The organism is Paraburkholderia sp. (assembly GCF_028283785.1).
Lineage (GTDB): Bacteria > Pseudomonadota > Gammaproteobacteria > Burkholderiales > Burkholderiaceae > Paraburkholderia.
In genome coordinates, this window is the sequence record NZ_JAPWKB010000014.1 from 1 (window position 1) to 20,327 (window position 20,327).

At 62.3% G+C, this 20,327-nt stretch carries 21 protein-coding genes and 3 pseudogenes; 11 read left to right on the forward strand and 13 right to left on the reverse strand.

The genetic code is table 11. The annotated features are described in order from the left end of the window. Positions 1-312 precede the first annotated feature (312 nt). From PW947_RS31240 to PW947_RS16040, 7 genes and pseudogenes are all read right to left on the reverse strand, one after another. Positions 313-420 (reverse strand): hypothetical protein, encoded by a 108-nt coding sequence (locus tag PW947_RS31240; protein ID WP_366146125.1) that lies wholly within the window; start codon positions 418-420, stop codon positions 313-315. 22 nt (positions 421-442) lie between these two features. Continuing rightward, a complete protein-coding gene (locus PW947_RS31245) occupies positions 443-742 on the reverse strand; it encodes an aldehyde dehydrogenase family protein (RefSeq protein WP_366146129.1) in 300 nt (99 codons plus the stop codon). A 984-nt stretch (positions 743-1,726) separates the two neighbouring features. Beyond that, a pseudogene (locus tag PW947_RS16025) lies at positions 1,727-2,044 on the reverse strand (amino acid permease); the annotation flags it as partial. Between the two features lie 49 nt (positions 2,045-2,093). Further along, positions 2,094-2,660 (reverse strand): hypothetical protein, encoded by a 567-nt coding sequence (locus PW947_RS16030; RefSeq protein WP_299633698.1) that lies wholly within the window; start codon positions 2,658-2,660, stop codon positions 2,094-2,096. Positions 2,661-2,691: 31 nt separating this feature from the next. After that, positions 2,692-3,021 (reverse strand): annotated as a pseudogene (locus tag PW947_RS31250) (hypothetical protein); the annotation flags it as partial. Between the two features lie 438 nt (positions 3,022-3,459). Continuing rightward, a complete protein-coding gene (locus PW947_RS16035) occupies positions 3,460-4,065 on the reverse strand; it encodes a short chain dehydrogenase (RefSeq protein ID WP_299633336.1) in 606 nt (201 codons plus the stop codon). A gap of 248 nt (positions 4,066-4,313) precedes the next feature. Further along, entirely contained in the window at positions 4,314-4,754 is a 441-nt protein-coding gene (locus PW947_RS16040; protein ID WP_299633678.1) for a DUF3005 domain-containing protein, read from the reverse strand. Positions 4,755-5,040: 286 nt separating this feature from the next. Between PW947_RS16040 and PW947_RS16045 the strand changes: the two genes are divergently transcribed. After that, on the forward strand, positions 5,041-5,274 hold the full coding sequence (locus tag PW947_RS16045; protein ID WP_299633337.1) for a hypothetical protein: 234 nt from the start codon (positions 5,041-5,043) through the stop codon (positions 5,272-5,274). A gap of 95 nt (positions 5,275-5,369) precedes the next feature. Next, complete coding sequence (gene epsC, locus PW947_RS16050) at positions 5,370-6,299, forward strand: serine O-acetyltransferase EpsC (RefSeq protein ID WP_299633338.1); 930 nt, start codon at positions 5,370-5,372, stop codon at positions 6,297-6,299. Between the two features lie 102 nt (positions 6,300-6,401). Here the strand turns inward: epsC and folE are convergent, their stop codons facing one another. The 4 genes from folE to PW947_RS16070 form a co-directional block, all read right to left on the reverse strand. Further along, positions 6,402-7,037 carry a GTP cyclohydrolase I FolE gene (folE, locus tag PW947_RS16055; protein ID WP_299633339.1) on the reverse strand — a complete coding sequence of 212 codons (636 nt, stop codon included), beginning with the start codon at positions 7,035-7,037 and terminating at the stop codon, positions 6,402-6,404. 142 nt (positions 7,038-7,179) lie between these two features. Then, a complete protein-coding gene (locus tag PW947_RS16060; protein WP_299633340.1) occupies positions 7,180-8,103 on the reverse strand; it encodes a LysR family transcriptional regulator in 924 nt (307 codons plus the stop codon). A 307-nt stretch (positions 8,104-8,410) separates the two neighbouring features. Next, the gene (locus tag PW947_RS16065) at positions 8,411-8,713 is read right to left on the reverse strand and encodes an addiction module antidote protein (protein WP_299633341.1); all 303 of its coding nucleotides are present in this window, start codon (positions 8,711-8,713) and stop codon (positions 8,411-8,413) included. Then, positions 8,710-8,868: a hypothetical protein gene (locus PW947_RS16070; protein ID WP_299633342.1), complete on the reverse strand. Its 159-nt coding sequence runs from the start codon at positions 8,866-8,868 to the stop codon at positions 8,710-8,712. The genes PW947_RS16065 and PW947_RS16070 overlap by 4 nt, the downstream gene beginning before the upstream one ends. Positions 8,869-9,194: 326 nt before the next feature. On the opposite strand from PW947_RS16070, the pseudogene PW947_RS16075 reads away from it, so the two are divergent. From PW947_RS16075 to PW947_RS16115, 9 genes and pseudogenes are all read left to right on the forward strand, one after another. Then, positions 9,195-9,903 (forward strand): annotated as a pseudogene (locus PW947_RS16075) (3-oxoacid CoA-transferase subunit A). A 14-nt stretch (positions 9,904-9,917) separates the two neighbouring features. Continuing rightward, positions 9,918-10,568: a 3-oxoacid CoA-transferase subunit B gene (locus PW947_RS16080; protein ID WP_299633343.1), complete on the forward strand. Its 651-nt coding sequence runs from the start codon at positions 9,918-9,920 to the stop codon at positions 10,566-10,568. Between the two features lie 170 nt (positions 10,569-10,738). Then, positions 10,739-12,103: a 3-carboxy-cis,cis-muconate cycloisomerase gene (locus PW947_RS16085; RefSeq protein ID WP_299633344.1), complete on the forward strand. Its 1,365-nt coding sequence runs from the start codon at positions 10,739-10,741 to the stop codon at positions 12,101-12,103. 18 nt (positions 12,104-12,121) lie between these two features. Continuing rightward, positions 12,122-12,913, forward strand: a complete 792-nt coding sequence (pcaD, locus tag PW947_RS16090) for a 3-oxoadipate enol-lactonase (protein WP_299633345.1) — start codon at positions 12,122-12,124, stop codon at positions 12,911-12,913. After that, on the forward strand, positions 12,910-13,299 hold the full coding sequence (gene pcaC, locus PW947_RS16095) for a 4-carboxymuconolactone decarboxylase (RefSeq protein WP_299633346.1): 390 nt from the start codon (positions 12,910-12,912) through the stop codon (positions 13,297-13,299). Before pcaD ends, pcaC begins: the two co-directional genes overlap by 4 nt. Positions 13,300-13,639: 340 nt before the next feature. After that, positions 13,640-15,571 (forward strand): ABC transporter permease, encoded by a 1,932-nt coding sequence (locus PW947_RS16100; RefSeq protein ID WP_299633347.1) that lies wholly within the window; start codon positions 13,640-13,642, stop codon positions 15,569-15,571. Then, complete coding sequence (locus PW947_RS16105) at positions 15,568-16,350, forward strand: ABC transporter ATP-binding protein (RefSeq protein WP_299633348.1); 783 nt, start codon at positions 15,568-15,570, stop codon at positions 16,348-16,350. Before PW947_RS16100 ends, PW947_RS16105 begins: the two co-directional genes overlap by 4 nt. 2 nt (positions 16,351-16,352) lie before the next feature. Then, on the forward strand, positions 16,353-17,066 hold the full coding sequence (locus PW947_RS16110) for an ABC transporter ATP-binding protein (RefSeq protein ID WP_299633349.1): 714 nt from the start codon (positions 16,353-16,355) through the stop codon (positions 17,064-17,066). Positions 17,067-17,250: 184 nt separating this feature from the next. Continuing rightward, positions 17,251-18,456 (forward strand): ABC transporter substrate-binding protein, encoded by a 1,206-nt coding sequence (locus PW947_RS16115; protein ID WP_299633350.1) that lies wholly within the window; start codon positions 17,251-17,253, stop codon positions 18,454-18,456. An 88-nt stretch (positions 18,457-18,544) separates the two neighbouring features. On the opposite strand, the gene PW947_RS16120 is transcribed toward PW947_RS16115, so the two are convergent. After that, positions 18,545-18,796: a hypothetical protein gene (locus PW947_RS16120; protein WP_299633351.1), complete on the reverse strand. Its 252-nt coding sequence runs from the start codon at positions 18,794-18,796 to the stop codon at positions 18,545-18,547. A gap of 93 nt (positions 18,797-18,889) precedes the next feature. Beyond that, on the reverse strand, positions 18,890-20,218 hold the full coding sequence (locus tag PW947_RS16125) for an aspartate aminotransferase family protein (RefSeq protein WP_299633352.1): 1,329 nt from the start codon (positions 20,216-20,218) through the stop codon (positions 18,890-18,892). Between the last annotated feature and the right edge of the window lie 109 nt (positions 20,219-20,327).

Sequence of the window (20,327 nt, forward strand, 5' to 3'; positions counted from 1 at the left end):
TGACTGTTTCTGGGAGGGTCAGTCGCTGGGGAATTCAACGCACGTCAGAGAGGTTTGCGGACCGACGGTGCAACCAGCGGCGATGGCGGGGCCAATCTTCCAGGCCCACATTTGGATACTGTACCTCATCGTCAGTGGATGCTACCGATCCGTTTGGTAGCGGGAAGGCTCACGGGTAGTTCCAAGGAATGCTGCAAGGCAAGGTCAGCAGTTGCAGGAAGAATGAACGTCAAGCAAGGACCCACATCTGACCACTAGACGACGAGCAGTTGAGTCAGATATATTTGTCTTAATCTGAAAGAGGCAGAGGGCTCACCAGACTCCGATGGGCTCCTGGATCGTGTAGACCATCTTCTCCTGGTTGTTGACTTCGATGGTCGAGCCGTGAATTTTATCGGCCCATCCAGCATAGTAGCGCAAGCAACCGACCGAGTCTCCGATGTCAAAGTCCCTGCAGGTCTGTATTGGCGCTCACTCCGGAACTGATAGGGCCGACGACGACGACGCACCTGGCCACGCGGACGCCCTTGCCGCTGTTGACCGACTCGAGCTCGCCAAGGTGCTGAGCATCCCTCTCGATAAGATCTGCGAGCTTGTAGAGGAGCTTGGCCCTTGTTCCGCCGTCGACGTGCTTGCCCCACGTCGTCTCGAACGCCTCGCGCGCGGCAGCGACGGCGAGGTCGACATCCTCCTTGCCAGCCTCGGAAACCAGGGCGATCTCCTCACCCGTAGCCGGGTTCAGGACCGAGAACGTCTTGCCCGACGCGGAAGGCTGCCACTTGTTGTCTGGTCCGGGGCGTCAACGGCGGCAACACGACGATAGTACCACAAGTGGGGCTTTCGGAGCACGTACTGATGAAGATTCCCGTGGGAGTGGTAACTTCCCTGCCTCCCAAGAGTTTGATCTGAGTAGAAACCATCTTGTGAGCTTATCGAGTGTTGGGGAGGGAAGCAAGAGGAGGGGAGACCCTGCGGGGGCGTGGCGCTTCGCGGCGGCGGCGGCTCGTCCTCGCGGGCCGCGCGTTGGAGTCGTTCTTTTACGTGAAAAATATCTCAAGTCTATTGCTCGGCACAAGCCAGCTCGGTATAAATTGCAGCCAGCCCCAGTAACAGCGCAGTCCCTCGCGGGATCTTTGCCACGAACGTCCAACGGAAGAGGAGGGGGTTTCAAAACTTTAAACGGCCTCTGTGGGCTCGACAGTGGATCGAGGAATCTCCTTGGACGACACCTTCTCGTCAAGGTGGAGGTGAGTGTTGGGTGCCCCAGGCTCCTGCTCGAGCTCGGCGAGGGCGGCCTGCCTGGGACCCTTGAACCAGGTGCGCGCCCAGATCCAACTCGCCTGTTGTCGACAAGTCAGCATATTTTCTACATAGCTAAGTACACGAGAACAACGTACGAAGATGTAGATGAGGACGATGCCCACGGCGACGGGGGTATCTGTGGCACGAGGAATGAGCACCGGGCTTCACCAAGAGCGTCAGGTGAACCACTTACAGTTGAGCGTCTGACTGTTCTGTGAAACCAAAAAGATTAAATCAGTCGGTGCTTCTCTTATAAGTGAAGCGAAGCCTACAATGGGGTTGAGCTGGACCGTCGCCGTCAGCTGGTCTGTTGACACGCGCGGGAAGCAAGGGGAGAGCGCACCTCGGGCATGCAGAAGGCAATCGAAATAAATACAATCCAGCAGACTGCGACGGTGCCAATTGGTCTGGAGATCCTCGGGCGTCAGCTGCCTGAGCTATGGAAGGAGAGCGACGAGACTGACCGCGAGAGCTTGCCGAGGTGGAACGGGCCTCTGACAAAGTTGTCGCCCTGGAACAGCAGCTCGGCAATGGGAATGCCGTAGGAAACATAGAGCCCGATGGTCGCGATGGAAGTAGCCGCCGAAAAGGCTACGGCCGAGCCGAGGGAGGGGAGCGAGAGGATGAATGCGAGAATCACGGCGAGCCAGATGGTGCGAAGCGGCGATCCGTGCTTGTCGACCTTGTCGAAGAATGCAGGGAGAGCACGGTCACGCGAGAACGCGTACATCATGCGACTGTTGGAGGTCTGTGATTTGAGTCAGCTTGGGAGCCCTGGCTTCCTCCAGCACTCAACGACGCACGATTGAGAAGAGACCGCAGTGCCCCACGCAGATGATAATGAAGGCAAAGGCCCCGGGTGGCGCCTTTGACACCGAAAACATCCACAAAGACTGCACGAGACCTCTTGTTAAGCGAGCACTCAGACCAGGTGACATAGAAAGACGGACTTTGAAGGACAGGCTGCCCGGCCGCCGACGCCACGGTGCCGTCGTAGTCTTGAATCGAGAAGAGGAACGACAGCAAGACAAAGAATCCGCTGCAAAAGAGGTCAATTTTTTGGAGGGTGAGGAATGCAGGGAAGCTGCGTACAACAGGGCCGACGCGCCGACCGACATGATCACTCCCATCGGGGCAGACCAAGCCGCGTTGGTGGTCTCCTCAGACATGTGGGCAGAGGCATCGAAGCCCATGATGGTGTATTGGGTCACCAGGATGGAAATGACGGCGACGTAGGCGTTGCTGGCACGATCTCCCCATCCAATTCCATCGAGGCCGGTACCTGCACAGTCGAGCGTCAGGGGCTCGGTTTTTGTTTCGGGAATTTTGCAATGACTCACCGTCGTAGAAGAAGCCAAAGACCTCCTTGGCGGAGCGGTGCGTGGGCGCCTTGGCCAACACAGCAATGCAGAGGGCGCCGACGCCGAGCGAGTGGAGCGTGATACTGGTGTAGTTGAGGATACCCAGAAGCTTGACACCGAACGACACGACGAGTCCATGGGAGACGAGCAGGCCCGCGTAGATGCCGACAGTCCGAGCGGCGGTGACTTCAAAGCCATGCAGCGCACCCAGCGACGAGATCAGGCCCGCGCAACCGAAGGAGATACCCGTGGTAACGGCAACCTGGCCGAGAAGGTTGGTGTAGCCGGTGGCCCACGCGCAAAACGGACTCCATTTGGCTGGAGCGATGAGAGCGGCCCCTGTCAGGAAGGAAGGCATGAGCGGACAGTCGCGCTCCGGTGAAGCGCAGAAAGCGACACTAGAGACAATATAATGAGGAAGGACTTGCAGTGGTAAGGGCCTCCAGCCGTGGGACAAGCCGAAACAATCTGGGCGCGCGCGCTCGCGTTCAGCGCACAGCACAGGGAGGTAGCCGACCAAGAGAGAAAAGAGAGCTTACCTCGGCCATCGCAAGAGCCACAAACATAGTGAAGAAGGAGACCACGAGGGGCCATCCTGCGGCCATGCATCCAGGTCCGCCGGTGGAGAGGCCATACCTACGCACAGGTCAGCTCTTTGCAGCGTCGACGACGGGACGGAAGACGCACTCGAAGGAGGGTGGTGACACCAGTGATGACTCTGCAGCCTGCGGCGGCGCGCACGTCCGTTCGTTCGTTCGTTCGCGATTGAGTCGGTCAAGCGCAACAGTCACGCGGATCAGTAACCGACCCGATACACGCGGCCGGTCTGCGCGCCTTCGACGCTGCGCACGAACGCCATCGCGCTTTTCGCCGCGCTGACCGGTTCGAAGCCGCGAAAATACGGCCCGTACGATTCCATCGATTCTTCGAGCACGGTCGGGCTCACCAGATTGATGCGGATTCCGCGCGGCAGTTCGATCGCCGCGCCGCGCACGAAACCTTCCAGCGCGAGATTGACGGTGGTCGCGTTCGCGCCGTCGCGAATCGGCTCGTCACCGACTATGCCGCTCGTCAGCGTGAACGAGCCGCCGTCGTTCACAAAGCGCTGTGCCGCGAGCACGACATTGATCTGTCCCATCAGCTTGTCGCGCAGTCCGACCCAGAACTGGTCGGCAGTCATTTCGGTCAGCGGACCGAAATGCAGCTTGCCGGTCGTCGTCACGACGCCGTCCACGTTGCCGATTTCGCCGAACAGTTTCTCGACGCTCGCGACGTCCGTGATGTCCGCGCGGTACTGACCGCGCGTCGCTCCGACTTCGATCACCTGATGACGCGCTTTCAATGCCGTAACGACCGCCTGACCCAATGTCCCTGTCGCACCGATAACGACGATTTTTTTCATGATTTTTTTCCTGTAGAGAGTGATTGCCTAGGAGTCATTGTCGGCGTGTCGTTAGCGGTAAAAAAGACGCGTCGCCTTTCAGGTGACTAAACCCGTGGTTTCGAATCGACGCGCGACAGCAAGCAAACGACAAAAAGCGCGCAACGTTTTCAAACGATGCGCGCTTTGCGAATGCTTTAGCGGACGTCGCTAAAGCGTGGGATGACGATGGTTTTCGCGCGCGACTGCGAGCGCGCGGCACGCGGCCTCTATGGCTTTACGCGCTGCAATTCGATCAGCCGCGTGGGACGCAGATGATTAAGCGCGTAGTGAATGCGGCCGCGATTCTGGCGGTCTTCGACCGGACGCGGATCATCGTGCTGGTAGTCGATGTCGTACGGCTTTTGCGGCGCTACCATGCCGCGATCCACGACCGTATAACCGGGCTCCAGCGCAAGCAGCACCTGGCTGCCACCCACCCGGCTATCGAAGCCTGCAAAGCCGTCGCGCGCTTCGGGCACGCTGTCGTCGAGCGATGCATTGCTGCCGGTCATTTCGTCCGGGCCGATTACGCTGCCGTGCCCCGCGATGCGCGCGGCTTCGCGGTTTTTGCCATCGGTGTCGACGGTGCTGTCATGGGTTCGGTCGTTGTGAATTTCCGCACTGCGAGCGATCTCGCTAGCCGATTGAAATACCTCGCTGTCTTTCATCATGCTCTCCGGTGAAGACGACATGCATCTTCAGCAAGACCCGTTCCGGCATCGCAAACGGACGTGCTGCACGCCCCGGTACGCACCTGATCTGTGCGGTAAATCGCGCGTTAAATTGGTTTCATTTTTTTTCGTGGACGCGTATTTTCTACAGAGTATGATCTTAGTCCGGCGAGTTGGCTTGGATAAATCGACGGTCTTTGTCGGGCCGTTTCCAACGTGACCGACGAGACGCGGCCACGGCCTCTCGGACCATCAAACGAGGCAGTCAGAGCGGGTGAGACACATGCACTTCGACGCTGCATTCACACATCGCGGGTATCTGCTGAATTGCGCACCCGCACGCACGGGCGACGGTGCCTGGCAACCCTACGTGGTTATCTCCCGTTCCAGCGACGGTGAACTGGTTGCCAACCGCTTCTTCCCCGTCGACCTCCGCTTCGCCGACGAAGCCGCTGCTATCGCGCACGCGCGCGACTGGGCGGTCCGATGGATCGATGCGAGCAGCGTCACCATCTAGTTCCGCTTGCTGCCTCCGGCGGCCTTGCGCGAAACGCGGTAATCTCTTGAGATCGTTCACTTCCGCCACGCCTCTCGCGTGGCTGTTTTCGTCTCATGCCAAACGTGCCCGCCCCAGGTTGGGGCCTCGAAAAAATCGTCGCGGATCTGCGTGCTTCGCGTGAAGAACTGCATCGCACGCGGCATCCGCGCGGCATTCGCGAACTGCCATCGCGCGAGGCGGTGACCAGCATCGTCACCGGCCTGCGCGCCGCGTTGTTTCCGACGCATTACGGCGCACCGGATCTCACCGACGAAACCGTCGATTACTACGTCGGCCACACGCTTGAAAGCACCTTGCGTCTGCTCGCCGAGCAGATTCGCCGGGCGCTGCGTTTTCTGCCGGAATTCGCCGATACACCGGATAGCGAACTCGCCACGCGCGCATTCGAGACCGCGCGCGAATTCGGCACGCAACTGCCCACGATCCGCGCGCTGCTCGTCAGCGATATTCAGGCGGCGTTCGCGGGCGACCCGGCCGCGCAGCACATCACCGAAATCCTGTTGTGCTATCCCGGCATCTGGGCAATGACGCATCATCGGCTGGCGCATGCGTTGCACCGTCTCGGCGTGCCGCTGCTCGCGCGCTTTATCAACGAGATCGCGCATTCGGCGACCGGCATCGACATTCATCCGGGCGCGCAGATCGGCCCGAGCTTCTTCATCGACCACGGCACGGGCGTCGTGATCGGCGAGACCGCGATCATCGGCGAACGCGTGCGCGTCTATCAGGCGGTCACGTTGGGCGCGAAGAGTTTTGCCGCGGATGTGGACGGCGTGCTGGTCAAAGGCAACGCGCGCCATCCGATCGTCGAAGACGACGTGGTGATCTACGCAGGTGCGACGATTCTCGGCCGCGTGACGATCGGCAAAGGGTCGGTGATCGGCGGGAATGTGTGGCTCACGCATAGCGTGTCGCCGGGCAGCAGCGTATCGCAAGGCAAGGTTCGCGAAGGCGACCGCATCGAAGAGAGCCGGCGCGGCTAACTGAAACCGTGCGCCTGAAACGACGATGCGCGCCAGGTGGCGCGCATCGTTGGATATCGTGGACCGTACGCGGTTTGCGCGAGCCGGGCTCGCGCAGGAAGCTCAGGTATTGCCGACGCTGAACATGCCCGAGTGTCCGACGATAGACAGAAACTCGCGGCGGGTGGACGGGTCGGAGCGGAACGTGCCGAGCATCCGCGACGTCACCATCGACACGCCCGCCTTGTGCACGCCACGCGTGGACATGCATTGATGCGCGGCTTCGAGAATCACGCCGACGCCTTTAGGCTGCAATACTTCGCTCAGCGTATCGGCAATCTGCACCGTCATTTTTTCCTGAATCTGCAGACGCTTTGCGAATGCGTCGACGAGGCGCGCGAGCTTCGAAATACCCACGACGCGCCGCTCCGGCAGATAGGCGACGTGTGCGCGCCCGATGATCGGCACCATATGGTGTTCGCAATAGCTTTCGAAGCGGATATCTTTCAGCACGATCATTTCATCGTAGCCGTCGACTTCCGAGAAAGTGCGCGCCAGGATGTCGCGCGGGTCGACTGCATAGCCCGCGAAAAACTCCTCATAGGAACGCACGACGCGCGCAGGCGTATCGAGCAACCCTTCGCGCTTCGGGTCGTCGCCGGCCCAGCGCAACAGCACGCGCACGGCGGCTTCCGCCTCTTCGCGGGTAGGGCGGCCGGGTGTGTCGTTCGAACTGGTTGGGTCGGCGTTACTGGTCATCCTTTGCTCCTGTGGGTCTTGAAACCGAATCGGGACATTGTTCCATGTTTTGGGTCGTCACGTCGCACGATGCGATGCTTGGCCCTGCTCGCATGCGGGTTTTACATTGCCATGCGTTACGCGCATGCATCGATCGGCGCGACTATTTTGGCCATTCGTCGAGCGCGTCGTTGAACAGTTCCGCAACCATGCTGCGCAACCAGCCCGCGCGCGGATCATTATGAAACTTGCGGTGCCAGTGCTGCCGCAGGTCGAAGTTCGGCAACGGTAGCGGCGGCTCGACCAGCGTGATGGACGCATGCTCGGCGACATACGCGAAGCCGATCGCGTGCGGCACCGTCGCGAGCAGATCGGTCTTCGCGAGAATGAACGGCAGGCTCATGAAATGCGGTGTTTCCAGCACCGCGCGCCGATAGATGCGCTTTTTTTCGAGGTACTGTTCGAGTACTTCCTGGCTGCGACCGGACGCGCGCACGACGGCATGTCCCGACGCCACGTACTGTTCGAGCGTCAACGGTCCGCGCGCGAGCGGATGACCGCTGCGCATCAGACAGATAAAGCGGTGCGTGAACAGCCGCTGCTGGAAGAAGTTGTTGCCGGAGAGATCCGGAAAGAAACCGACGGCGAGATCCACTTCGCCCGATTCGAGGCCGCGCTCGATCTGCGCGGGCGGCAAGGTCACCGAGCGCAAGTTCGCATGCGGTGCGCGCATGGCAAACAGTTGCAGCAGACGCGGCAGAAAAACGATCTCGCCGACGTCCGACAATGCGATGGAAAATGTGTGCGTGCTGGTCAGCGGGTCGAAGTCCTGCGCGTCGAGCATGCCTTTTTCGATTCGCAATAACGCTTCGCGTGCGGCGGGCAAGATGGCGAGCGCGCGCGGCGTCGGCTCCATGCCACGCGACGTGCGCACGAACAGCGGGTCGTCGAAGAATTCACGCAGACGGCCAAGTGCCGTGCTGACGCGCGGTTGGCTCACGCCGAGCCGTTCGGCCGCGCGGCTCACGTTGCGGGTGTCCTCCATCGCGACGAGGTAAGGAATCAGGTTGAGGTCGAGGTCGGACATCGCGGCGTGCAGCAGCGCACTATCATTTTAGTGGATACAGCTTATCCCCAAAATTGCGCTGGCGGATATTAGGGGAAGCGCGGCAATGGTTCGATAACTCGACAATGTGGTCAGGCGACGAACATGCGCACTCAGGTTGCGATCGTCGCGCGTCACGTCTTTATCTGCAATGCGATGCCTACGAAGATCTGGCGCAATGGCCCGATGGCCCGATGGCACGATGGCACGACGCGCGCGCGTGGGTGGAGTTGCATGCGCGCTTGTCCGTGACGCGCTCGGAAGCGGCGGCGCGCTCGCTTGCGGAGAATTATGTGGGGTTGCCGTTTGCAGGAACCGCGACGAGCTTGACGCCCAATCCGTGAAGCAGTTTGATCACGGTGTCATAGCGGGGCTGCGCCCCAGGCTTCAGGCTTTTGTAGAGACTTTCGCGGCCCAGACCTGCATCGTCGGCCATCTTCGACATGCCGCGTGCCTTCGCGACGTCGGCGATTGCAGCGATCAGCACGTTCGGGTCGTCTTCTTCGAGCGCGGCGCTGATGTATTCGGCGATCACGACTTCGTTGTCGAGAAATTCCGAGGCGTCGAACCGGGTAATGGTGGACTCGCTCATTGCAGCCGCTCCGTTTTGATCTGTTTCCACAGGGCTTTCGCCAATTTGATGTCAGCGAACTGGCTCCGCTTGGAACCGCCCGCGAGAATCAGGTAGACCGTCGGGCCGTCGCGTACATAGTAGGCGCGATAACCGGCGCCGACATCGATCCGCATTTCCTGTCAAGCGTCGACGAATCTAGCCGACCTCCAGCGCACCCCATTCCAAAAAGGCGGATCATGGAAACCCCCGCCTTGACAGGTGCGCGAGGCGGCTTTCATAATCTGTGGCTGAGTTCGCTAAACGAAACAGTGTTCGTATTTCGAACAAATTGAGCGAACACACACAGATTGAGCGGAGACAGGCTCGACGCGCGCGGGCGCTTGCCGTCGTCAGGCGGTGATACCGCGCACGAGCCGTAACCCACCGTCCCGCGCGTCGCCGCATTGCGGCGGGAGCGCTTCAAACGGCGCGCTACGCTGCGTCAAAAAGGGAATTCGACATGATCAACAAGATTTTCGAGTCACTCCAATCGGCGGTCGCCGACGTGCAGGACGGCGCGACCGTCATGATCGGCGGCTTCGGCACGGCCGGCATGCCGTCGGAGCTGATCGACGCACTGATCGAGCAAGGCGCGCGCGACCTGACGATCGTCAACAACAACGCCGGTAACGGCGACATCGGCCTCGCGGCGCTGCTCAACGCGAAACGCGTGCGCAAAATCATTTGCTCGTTCCCGCGTCAAACGGATTCGTATGTGTTCGACGCGCTCTATCGCGCCGGTGAAATCGAACTGGAGCTCGTGCCCCCAAGGCAATCTGGCCGAACGGATTCGCGCTGCGGGCGCGGGTATCGGCGGTTTCTTCACGCCTACGGCCTATGGCACGAAGCTGGCCGAAGGCAAGGAAACGCGTCTGATCGACGGCAAGCATTACGTGCTCGAAGCGCCGCTGCATGCGGATTTCGCGCTGATCAAGGCGTACAAGGGCGATCGCTGGGGCAACCTGGTCTATCGCAAGACCGCGCGTAACTTCGGCCCGATCATGGCAAGCGCCGCGAAAACGGCGATCGTGCAAGTGTCGCAAGTCGTGCCGCTCGGCGCGCTGGACCCGGAAAACATCGTGACGCCGGGCATTTTCGTGCAACGCGTGATCGAAGTGCCGCAAGCCGCGCATATGCCGATGCCCAATCCCCACGACGCTGCCGCCTGATCTGGAGACACACGATGAAACGACTGACCCGCGATGAAATGGCCAAGCGCGTCGCCCAGGATATCCCTGAAGGCGCGTATGTGAACCTCGGTATCGGCGTGCCGACGCTGGTGGCGAACCACCTCGCCGCCGACAAGGAAATCTTCCTGCACAGCGAAAACGGCCTGCTCGGCATGGGCCCGGCGCCCGCGAAAGGCGAGGAAGACGACGAACTGATCAACGCCGGCAAACAGCACGTCACGCTGCTGACGGGCGGCGCGTACTTCCATCACTCGGACTCGTTCGCGATGATGCGCGGCGGCCATCTCGACTTCTGCGTGCTCGGCGCATTCCAGGTTTCCGCGAAGGGCGACCTCGCGAACTGGCACACGGGCGCACCGGACGCGATTCCGGCCGTGGGCGGCGCGATGGATCTGGCGATCGGCGCGAAGCAGGTCTACGTGATGATGGAGCACCTGACCAAGCAGGGCGAAAGCAAGATCGCCGCCGAATGCACGTACCCGGTCACGGGCATTGCATGCGTGGACCGTATCTATACGGACCTCGCGGTGATCGACGTGACGTCCGACGGTCTCGTCGTCCGTGAGATCTTCTCGGATATCGACTTCGCCGAACTGCATCGCCTGACCGGCGTGCCGTTGATCGACGGCACGAACGCCGCCTGATCGTCATACGGTTATGGTGACCCGCGCGCTCCGGTTCTTCCCTGGCTCGCGCGCGGGAAACATGACAGCCTGCGCCGCGCGCGCTACGCTATCGGTCTCACCGGACAGCGCACGCACGCGCGCCGCTGCCGTTTCCTGCCCTCCGTTTCTATCCAGCCGCTTATCCCGTCATGCTTGATTCCAGCGCCCGTCTGACCGCCCTGATTTGCGGCACGCAACCGATGAACGATATCTGGTCGCCGCGCGCCACGGTGCAGCGGATGCTCGATGTCGAAGCGGCGCTGGCGCGTGCGTCGGCCGCGCATCAGGTGATTCCGCACACGGCGGTGGCGGCGATCGAGGCAGCCTGTCACGCCGATCAGCTCGACGCCGACGCACTGACGCGCGACGCCGCGCTCGGCGGCAATCTCGCGATTCCGCTGGTCAAGCAACTGACCGCGCGCGTCAAGGCGGCGGACGCGGAAGCGTCGAAATACGTGCATTGGGGCGCGACGAGTCAGGACATCATCGACACGGCGACCGTGCTGCAACTGCGCGATACGATCGATCTGCTCGACGTCCATCTGCAACGCACCTGCGTCGCGCTCGCCGAACTCGCATCGGCCCATCGCGCAACGCCGATGATCGGCCGTACATGGCTGCAACAGGCGCTGCCGATCACGCTCGGCCTCAAGTTCGCGCAATGGCTCGACGCGTTGGGCCGTCATCGCGAGCGGCTCGCTGAATTGCGCGCCCGCGCGCTGGTGCTGCAATTCGGCGGCGCGGCGGGCACGCTCGCCAGCCTGCGCGATGCGGGCGCGGTCGTCACGCAATTGCTCGCGCAGGAACTCGGTTTGTCGGCGCCCGCGTTGCCGTGGCACACGCAACGCGATCGCATCGCGGAGGCCGCGTCGCTGTTCGGCATGCTGATCGGCACGCTCGGCAAGATCGCGCGCGACATCTCGCTGCAAATGCAGACTGAAATCGGTGAACTCGGCGAACCCGTTGTCGCCGGCAAAGGCGGTTCGTCGACGATGCCGCACAAGCGCAATCCGGTTGGCTGCGCGGCCGTGCTGACCGCCGCCACGCGCGCGCCGGGACTGGTCGCGACGGTGCTCGCGGGCATGGTCCAGGAACACGAACGCGCGCTCGGCGGCTGGCAGGCCGAGTGGGACGCGTTGCCCGATCTCGCGCGCCTCGCGGGCGGCGCACTCGTCAATATCGAACAGATCGTGTCCGGACTCGACGTCAACACCGCGCGTCTCGCCGCCAATCTCGACGTCACGCATGGCCTGATTCTCGGCGAATCCGTGATGCTCGCGCTGGGCGACAAGATTGGCCGCATGGACGCGCATCATCTGGTCGAACGCGCATCGAAACAGGCGGTGCAACACGGCAGCACGTTGTTCGACGTGCTCGCCGCAGACGCTACCGTCACGCAACATCTTTCGGTCGAGCGCCTGAAAGCGCTGCTCGATCCCGCTCAATACGTCGGTCAGGCGCACGCATTCGTCGACGCCGCGCTGGCGCTTCATCACGCGCGCGAGCCGCGCTAACCTGAGAGGTCATTGTCCATGCCTTACGCCGCAGTCAACGGCATTGAGCTTCATTACCGGATCGACGGCGATCGCCACGGCAACGCGCCGTGGCTGATCCTGTCCAATTCGCTCGGTTGCGATCTGTCCATGTGGACGCCGCAAGTCGCCGCACTCGCGCAGAAGTTCCGCGTGCTGCGCTACGACACGCGCGGTCATGGTCATTCCGAAGCACCGAAAGGCCCGTACACGATCGAGCAACTGACGGGCGACGTGATCGGCCTGATGGATCATCTGAAGATCGCGAAGGCGAACTTCTGCGGTATTTCGATGGGCGGTCTGACCGGCGTGGGCCTCGCTGCACGTCACGGCGACCGGATCGAACGCGTCGTGCTGTGCAACACGGCCGCGCGTATCGGCTCGCCGGAAGTGTGGGTGCCGCGTGCGGCGCGCGCACGCAGCGAAGGCATGCTCACGCTGTCCGAAGCGGTGCTGCCGCGCTGGTTCACGGGCGAGTTCATCGCGCGCGAACCGCTGGTGTACGCATTTATCCGCGACACCTTCGTGCATACGGATAAAGAAGGTTACGCAAGCAATTGCGAGGCGATCGATGCAGCCGACCTGCGCCCCGAAACCGGCGGCATCAAGGTGCCGGCGCTGGTGATCGGCGGCACGCACGATCTGGCCGCGACGCCCGCGCAAGGCAAGGAACTGGCCGCGTCGATTCCGGGCGCGCGTTACGTCGAACTGGACGCATCGCACATTTCCAACATCGAGCAGGCCGACACGTTTACCAAGACGGTGCTCGACTTCCTGACGGAGCAACGATGAACGACGAAGACCGCTACGAAGCCGGGATGACAGTGCGTCGCGCGGTGCTCGGCGACGCGCACGTCGACCGTTCGCTGACGAATCGCACCGAGCATACGGAAGAGTTCCAGAATCTCATCACGCGCTACGCGTGGGGCGAAATCTGGACGCGCGAAGGATTGCCGCGCCACACGCGCAGCATGCTGACCATCGCGATGATGGTGGCGCTGAACCGCAACGAGGAACTCGCACTGCATCTGCGCGCGGCCAAGAATAACGGCGTCACGCGCGAGCAGATCAAGGAAGTGCTGCTGCAAACCGCGATTTACTGCGGCGTGCCCGCTGCGAATTCCGCGTTCCATCTGGCCGACAAGATTTTCCGCGAAGACGACGCCGCCGGCGCATGATCTGACATGCTCGCATGCGTGCCGCGCATGCGAGCCGATCCTCCGGTCGGCAATGCATGAACCGTCTTTACCGTCGTCCCGCCTGCGCGGGACGATCCCGCCTTGTCCGGTGCGTCCGTCACCGGTGTCACGACCCACTTCCGCACCTACCCCGCACGCATCGCCGTCTGTCCGGTCGCCGGGCAAAACCCGCGTCCCGCACCGCATGAATTAACATTCGGGGAATCACGCGGCCGCACGTGTTTGCGCTGATTAAATTCGCTGGTAGTGTCTCGCCTCAACGCGCGCGGGCACGCCCATTTGCTGCGCATTCGCCGAACGGCACGCTGCTGAGGTCTCGATGCTTTCGAATCTGCTGGTACAACTCGTCAACGGACTCGCCGATGCGTCCACGCTGTTTCTGGTCGCGGCGGGCCTGTCGCTGATTTTCGGCGTGACGCGCATCGTCAACTTCGCGCACGGCTCGTTCTACATGGTCGGCATCTACGTGGCGTACAGCATCGCGAGCCGCTTCGGCCATAGCACGGCGGGCTTCTGGCTGTCGGTGATCGCGGCGGCGCTGGTGGTCGCGGTGCTGGGCGCACTGGTCGAGATCATCGTGTTACGGCGCATCTATCACGCGCCCGAACTGTTCCATCTGCTCGCGACCTTCGCGCTCGTGCTGATCTTCCGGGACGCGGCATTGTGGCTGTGGGGACCGGAAGACCTGTTCGGTCCACGCGCGCCGCATCTCGCGGGCGCGGTGAGCTTGCTGGGGCATCCGCTGCCCACTTACGACATCGTTCTGATCGGGCTGGGGCCGGCGGTGCTGCTGGTGCTCTGGTATGCGCTGACACGCACGCGATGGGGCACGCTGGTGCGCGCGGCCACGCAGGATCGCGAGATGCTCGGCGCGCTCGGCATCAATCAGGCATGGCTGTTTACAGGGGTTTTCTTCGTCGGTGCGTTTCTCGCGGGCCTCGGCGGCGCGTTGCAGGGACCGCGGATGTCCGCGAATCTGTCGCTGGATCTGGAGACGATCGGCAATGCGTTCGTGGTCGTCGTGGTGGGCGGCATGGGCTCGATTCCGGGCGCATTCGTCGCGGCGTTGATCATCGCGGAGATCAAGGCGCTGTGTATCGGCATCGGCCATGTATCGATCGCGGGCATCGATCTGTCGTTGAGCCGCTTTACGCTGGTCGCGGAATTCGTCGTGATGGCGGTCGTGCTGGTGGTGCGGCCGTGGGGGCTGCTCGGTCGCGCGAGTGCGGCGGTGCGCGGCATGGCCGCGCCGGAAACGCCGCTTCGTCCCGCAGGAAAGCGTGTCAAGTGGCTGGCGGCATGCGTGCTCGCGATCCTGATTCTCGCGCCGCTCGCGGCCGGCGCATTTCCGTATCTGCCCGTGCTGATGGTCGAAATCCTGATTGCCGTGCTGTTCGCGGCGAGCCTGCATTTCATCATGGGACCGGGCGGTATGCACTCGTTCGGACACGCTGCGTATTTTGGGCTGGGCGCATACGGCGCGGCGCTGTTCGTGAAGCTGTTCAGCTTGCCGATGGAAGCGGCGCTCGTTCTCGGACCGTTGCTCGCGGTGCTCGGCGCGCTGGTGTTCGGCTGGTTTTGCGTGCGATTGTCCGGCGTCTATCTCGCGATGCTGACGCTCGCGTTCGCGCAGATCGTGTGGTCGGTCGTGTTCCAGTGGGACGACGTGACGGGCGGCAGCAACGGCATCCTCGGCTTGTGGCCGTCGAACTGGCTGTCGTCGCCGGTGGCTTTTTATTATCTGGCGCTGGTGTTCGCGGCGACCGGCGTGTGGCTCTTGCGACGCATGCTGTTTTCGCCGCTCGGTTATGCGATGCGTGCGTCGCGCGATTCATCGTTGCGCGCCGAAGCGATCGGGATCGATACGCGGCGGATTCAATGGGCCGCGTTCGTGATCGCGTCGCTGTTTTGCGGGCTGGCCGGCTCGCTGTACGCGTTCTCCAAGGGCACGATTTCGCCGGACGTGATCAGCGTCAGCCGCTCGGTCGACGGCCTCGTGATGGTGCTGCTCGGCGGTTTGCAGACGTTGAGCGGACCGGTCGTCGGCGCGGCGGTGTTCACGTGGCTGCAAGACACGGTCGCGCGTCAGACCGACTACTGGCAAGCGTTGTTGGGCGGCACGATTCTGCTGCTGGTGATCGCGTTTCCGCAGGGCATCGTCGGCTTTATCCGCGAGCGCTTCGACGACAACGACTCGGACGTGCCCAACGGCGCGCCCGCTGCGCGAAGCGCGGTCGAGGAGGGCCTATGAGTCTGTTGCGCGTATCCGGCCTGTCGAAGTCGTTCGGCGGCGTGACGGCGGTCGACGACGTATCGTTCGATCTCGAAGCGGGTCAACTACTGGCGCTGCTCGGGCCGAACGGCGCGGGAAAATCGACCTGCTTCAATATGGTCAACGGCCAGTTACGGCCGTCGTCCGGTTCGATCCTGCTCGATGGCCGTGAACTCGTCGGCAAGCGTCCGCGCGACATCTGGCGGCTCGGCGTGGGCCGCACGTTCCAGATCGCGGCGACCTTCAACTCGATGACCGTGCTCGAAAACATCCAGATGGCGCTGCTGTCGCGCGAAAAAAAGCTGTTCGGACTGTGGACGCCCGCCGCGTCGCAGTTCAGGGCCGAGGCGCTCGATCTGCTCGACCAGGTCGGCATGGCCCACGATGCGCAGCGCGCATGCGGCGTGCTCGCGTATGGCGACGTGAAGCGCGTCGAACTCGCAATCGCCCTCGCCAACCGGCCGCGATTGCTGTTGATGGACGAGCCGACCGCGGGCATGGCGCCGAAAGAGCGCCACGACCTGATGGCACTCACCCGACGCCTCGTCACCGAACGCAAGATCGGCGTGCTGTTTACCGAGCACAGCATGGACGTGGTGTTCGCGTACGCGGACACCCTGCTCGTGCTCGCGCGCGGCAAGCTGATCGCGCAGGGCGACGCCGACGCGATTCGCAACGACGCGCAGGTGCAGGCCGTGTATTTCGGCACCGGCAAGACCTTTCAGCCGCGTGCGCCGCTGCATGCAGGAGACGCATAACCATGTCCGGTCCGGTGCTGAAAGTATCGAATCTGAACGCGTTCTATGGACGCGCGCATATCCTGTTCGACGTCGGTTTCGAAGTGGGACGCGGCGAAGTCGTGGCGTTGATGGGCCGCAACGGCGCGGGCAAGTCCACGACGATGAAAGCGGTGATGGGTCTGTTGCCGCAACGCACGGGCGAAATCACCTTTCGCGGCACCGATATCGCGTCGCTCGCGCCTTACCGGATCGCGCGGCTGGGCATGGGCTTCGTGCCCGAAGACCGCCGCGTGTTCGCCGATCTGACCGTGATGGAAAATCTCGACGCAGGCCGTCAGCCGCCGCGCGATGGCGCGCCGCAATGGACGCCCGACAAGCTGTTCAAGCTGTTTCCGAATCTCGGCGACATGCCGAACCGTCCCGGCGCGCAGATGAGCGGCGGCGAGCAGCAGATGCTGACCGTCTCGCGCACGTTGATGGGCAACCCGTATCTGGTGTTGCTGGATGAACCGTCGGAGGGCGTCGCGCCGCTGATCGTCGAACAGATGGCGAACCTGATCCTCGAACTGAAGCGCGAAGGGCTGTCTATCCTGCTGTCCGAACAGAATCTGCATTTCGCGGAACTGGTCAGCGATCGCGCTTACGTGCTCGAGAAAGGGCAAATCCGTTTCAGCGGCACGATCGCGGAACTGGCGCAGAACGACACCGTGCGGCGCGCGTATCTGAGCGTCTGACGCGATCGGCTCGCATGCGCAGCCCGAACTCGGTACGATGCCGGTTCGCTGGCGGCCCGCGCGGCGCGCGGATTGAAAACAGATTGAAGGATTCGGGGCGCCGCTGGAGCGCCGCGCCGGATCAGCCGCACTGCACGATCACGAGCATCGCTTTTACGCTATCAATTGAGAAACGGAGAACCGCATGACCACGCGCGCACGATGGATATCCACCCTCACGGTTTCGCTGACGCTATCGGTGTCGGCACTTGCCGCGAGCGCCGAGACCATCAAGATTGGCGAAATCAACAGCTACAAGGCGCAGCCCGCATTCCTCGGACCGTATAAAAACGGCTGGAATCTGGCGCTCGACCAGATCAATGCGGCGGGCGGCGTCAACGGCAAGCAACTGGAAGTCGTGTCGCGCGACGACAATGCGAACCCCGGCGATACGATTCGCGTGGCGCAAGAATTGATTGCACGTGAGCAGGTGCAATTGCTGTTCGGCGGCTATCTGTCGAATACGGGTCTGGCACTGACCGATTTCGCGAAGCAGAAGAAGATTTTCTTCCTCGCCGCCGAGCCGCTGACCGACAAGATCGTCTGGGCCGACGGCAACAAGTACACGTACCGTCTGCGTCCTTCGACCTATATGCAAGTCGCGATGCTGGTGCCGGAAGCCGCGAAGCTGAAGAAAAAGCGCTGGGCGCTGGTCTATCCGAACTACGAGTACGGGCAGTCGGCGGCGGCGACGTTCAAGAAACTGCTGCAAGCCGCGCAACCCGACGTGCAGTTCGTCGCGGAACAGGCCACGCCGTTGGGTAATGTCGATGCGGGCGCCGTGACGCAGGCGCTGGCCGATGCGAAACCCGACGCGATTTTCAACGTGCTGTTCGCTGCCGATCTCGGCAAGTTCGTTCGTGAAGGCAATACGCGCGGTCTGTTCAAGGATCGAAGCGTCGTGTCGTTGCTGACCGGCGAACCCGATTACCTCGATCCGTTGGGCGCGGAAGCGCCGACCGGCTGGATCGTGACCGGCTATCCGTGGTATTCGATCGACACGGCCGCCAACAAGACCTTCGTCGATGCGTATCGTGCGAAGTATCACGACTATCCGCGTCTGGGCTCGGTGGTCGGTTACTCGGCGATGATGTCGATTGCGGACGGCCTGAAGAAAGCCGGTTCGACGGATCCCGACAAGCTCGCGGCGGCGTTCAAGGGCTTGAAGGTGGATACGCCGTTCGGTCCGATCAGCTATCGGGCGCAGGACAATCAATCGACGATGGGCGCGTTCGTGGGCGTGACCGCGCTGAAGGACGGCAAGGGCATCATGACGTCGTACCGTTATATCGACGGCGCGAGCGTGCAGCCGTCCGACGCGGAAGTGAAGAAATTGCGTCCGGCGGACTGAGCGGCATACTCACGCTGATGAGTCGGTAAGCGCATGAAAAACGAAAGGGCTGTCCTCATGGACAGCCCTTTTTTGCATCCGCGCGACGCTATTCCTCGGCCTCGTGTTCGGCGACGAAGCGCCGCAAATACGCCAGCACGGCCGCTTCGGCCGCGCGATGATCGGCGAGGCTTTTCGATCCCGATTCCGCTTCGTCGCCGAACAGCGACGCGGGCGCCTTGTGCGCGTCCACTTCAAACCCTTCGCGGAACACGCGGATCTGATGCTCGTCCTGCGCATACTCGGCGATCCAGTGAATGCCTTCGATATGCGCGCCTGCACGTAGTGTCGGTGTTTTCATGCGGCTTCTCCGGTGGCGGGGAACGGCGCAAAGCGCCGGGGGATGCTTGCACGATACGCCGTCCGTACCGTCTTCGCATCCCGCGTGCGCGCGTTATTCGACGGTGGCTAGCACGCGGCGCACGGTGTCGAAGATCTTCGCGATCTGCGCTTCCTCGACGATCAGCGGCGGCGAGAACGCGAGGATATCGCTGGTGTACCGGACTAGCACGCCCGCTTCGAAACATTTGACGAATGCTTCGTACGCGCGCGCGGACGGCGCGCCGTCGCGCGGTTCGAGTTCGATACCCGCGACCATCCCGAGATTGCGGATGTCTTTCACGTGCTTCGCATCGCGTAACGAATGCGCGGCCGCTTCGAATGTCGGCGCCATCGCGGCGGCGCGCTCGAACAGGCCTTCGCGTTTGTAGAGATCGAGCGTCGCGATCGACGCAGCCGCTGCGGCAGGGTGCGCGGAATACGTGTAGCCGTGAAACAGCTCGATCGCATTGGCCGCGCCCGCGTTGACGATGGTGTCGTGAATGGTGCGGCTCGCGGCGACCGCGCCCATCGGAATCGCCGCGTTATTGATGGCTTTGGCCATCGTCAGCAGATCGGGCGTGACACCGAAATATTCGCTGGCTGTCGCCTTGCCGAGCCGTCCGAAACCGGTGATCACTTCGTCGAACACCAGCAGGATGCCGTGCTTCGTGCAGATTTCGCGCAGCTTTTGCAGATAGCCTTGCGGCGGAATCAGCACGCCCGTCGAACCCGCGACCGGTTCGACGATCACGGCGGCGATGGTCGACGGATCGTGCAGTGCAACGAGCCGTTCCAGTTCGTCGGCGAGATGCGCGCCCCAAGCCGGTTGGCCTTTGGAAAACGCGTTCTTGTCGATGTTGTGCGTGTGCGGCAAATGATCGACGGACGGCAGTAGCGCGCCCGAATAGGCCTTGCGGTTCGGTCCGATCCCACCGACCGAAATGCCGCCGAATCCGACGCCGTGATAGCCGCGCTCGCGGCCGATCAGACGCGTGCGTTGGCCTTCGCCGCGTGCCCGGTGATACGCGAGGGCGATCTTCAGCGCGGTATCGACGGATTCCGATCCGGAGTTCGTGAAGAAGATGCGATCCAGACCGGCCGGCATCAATTCAGCGACTTTCGACGCGGCTTCGAACGCGAGCGGGTGACCCATCTGGAAGGTCGGCGCGAAGTCCATCGTGGCGACCTGTTTCTGTACAGCGGCGACGATTTCGTCGCGGCAGTGGCCCGCGTTGACGCACCACAAGCCCGCACAACCATCGAGGATTTCGCGGCCGTCGGTGGTCTGGTAGTACATCCCTTTCGCCGATTGCAGCAGGCGCGGCGCGCTTTTGAACTGGCGATTGGCGGTGAACGGCATCCAGAAAGAAGACAGATCCTCGATGACGGGTCGCGAAGTCATGGTTTTCTCCTCGAAGTGGTAGCGAAACTGTAGCGCTCGCGGTTAAATGGCGAACATGAACAGTTGGCGCACTGTGTTGCCAACTGTGTTGGCTCGACTGCATGGCCCG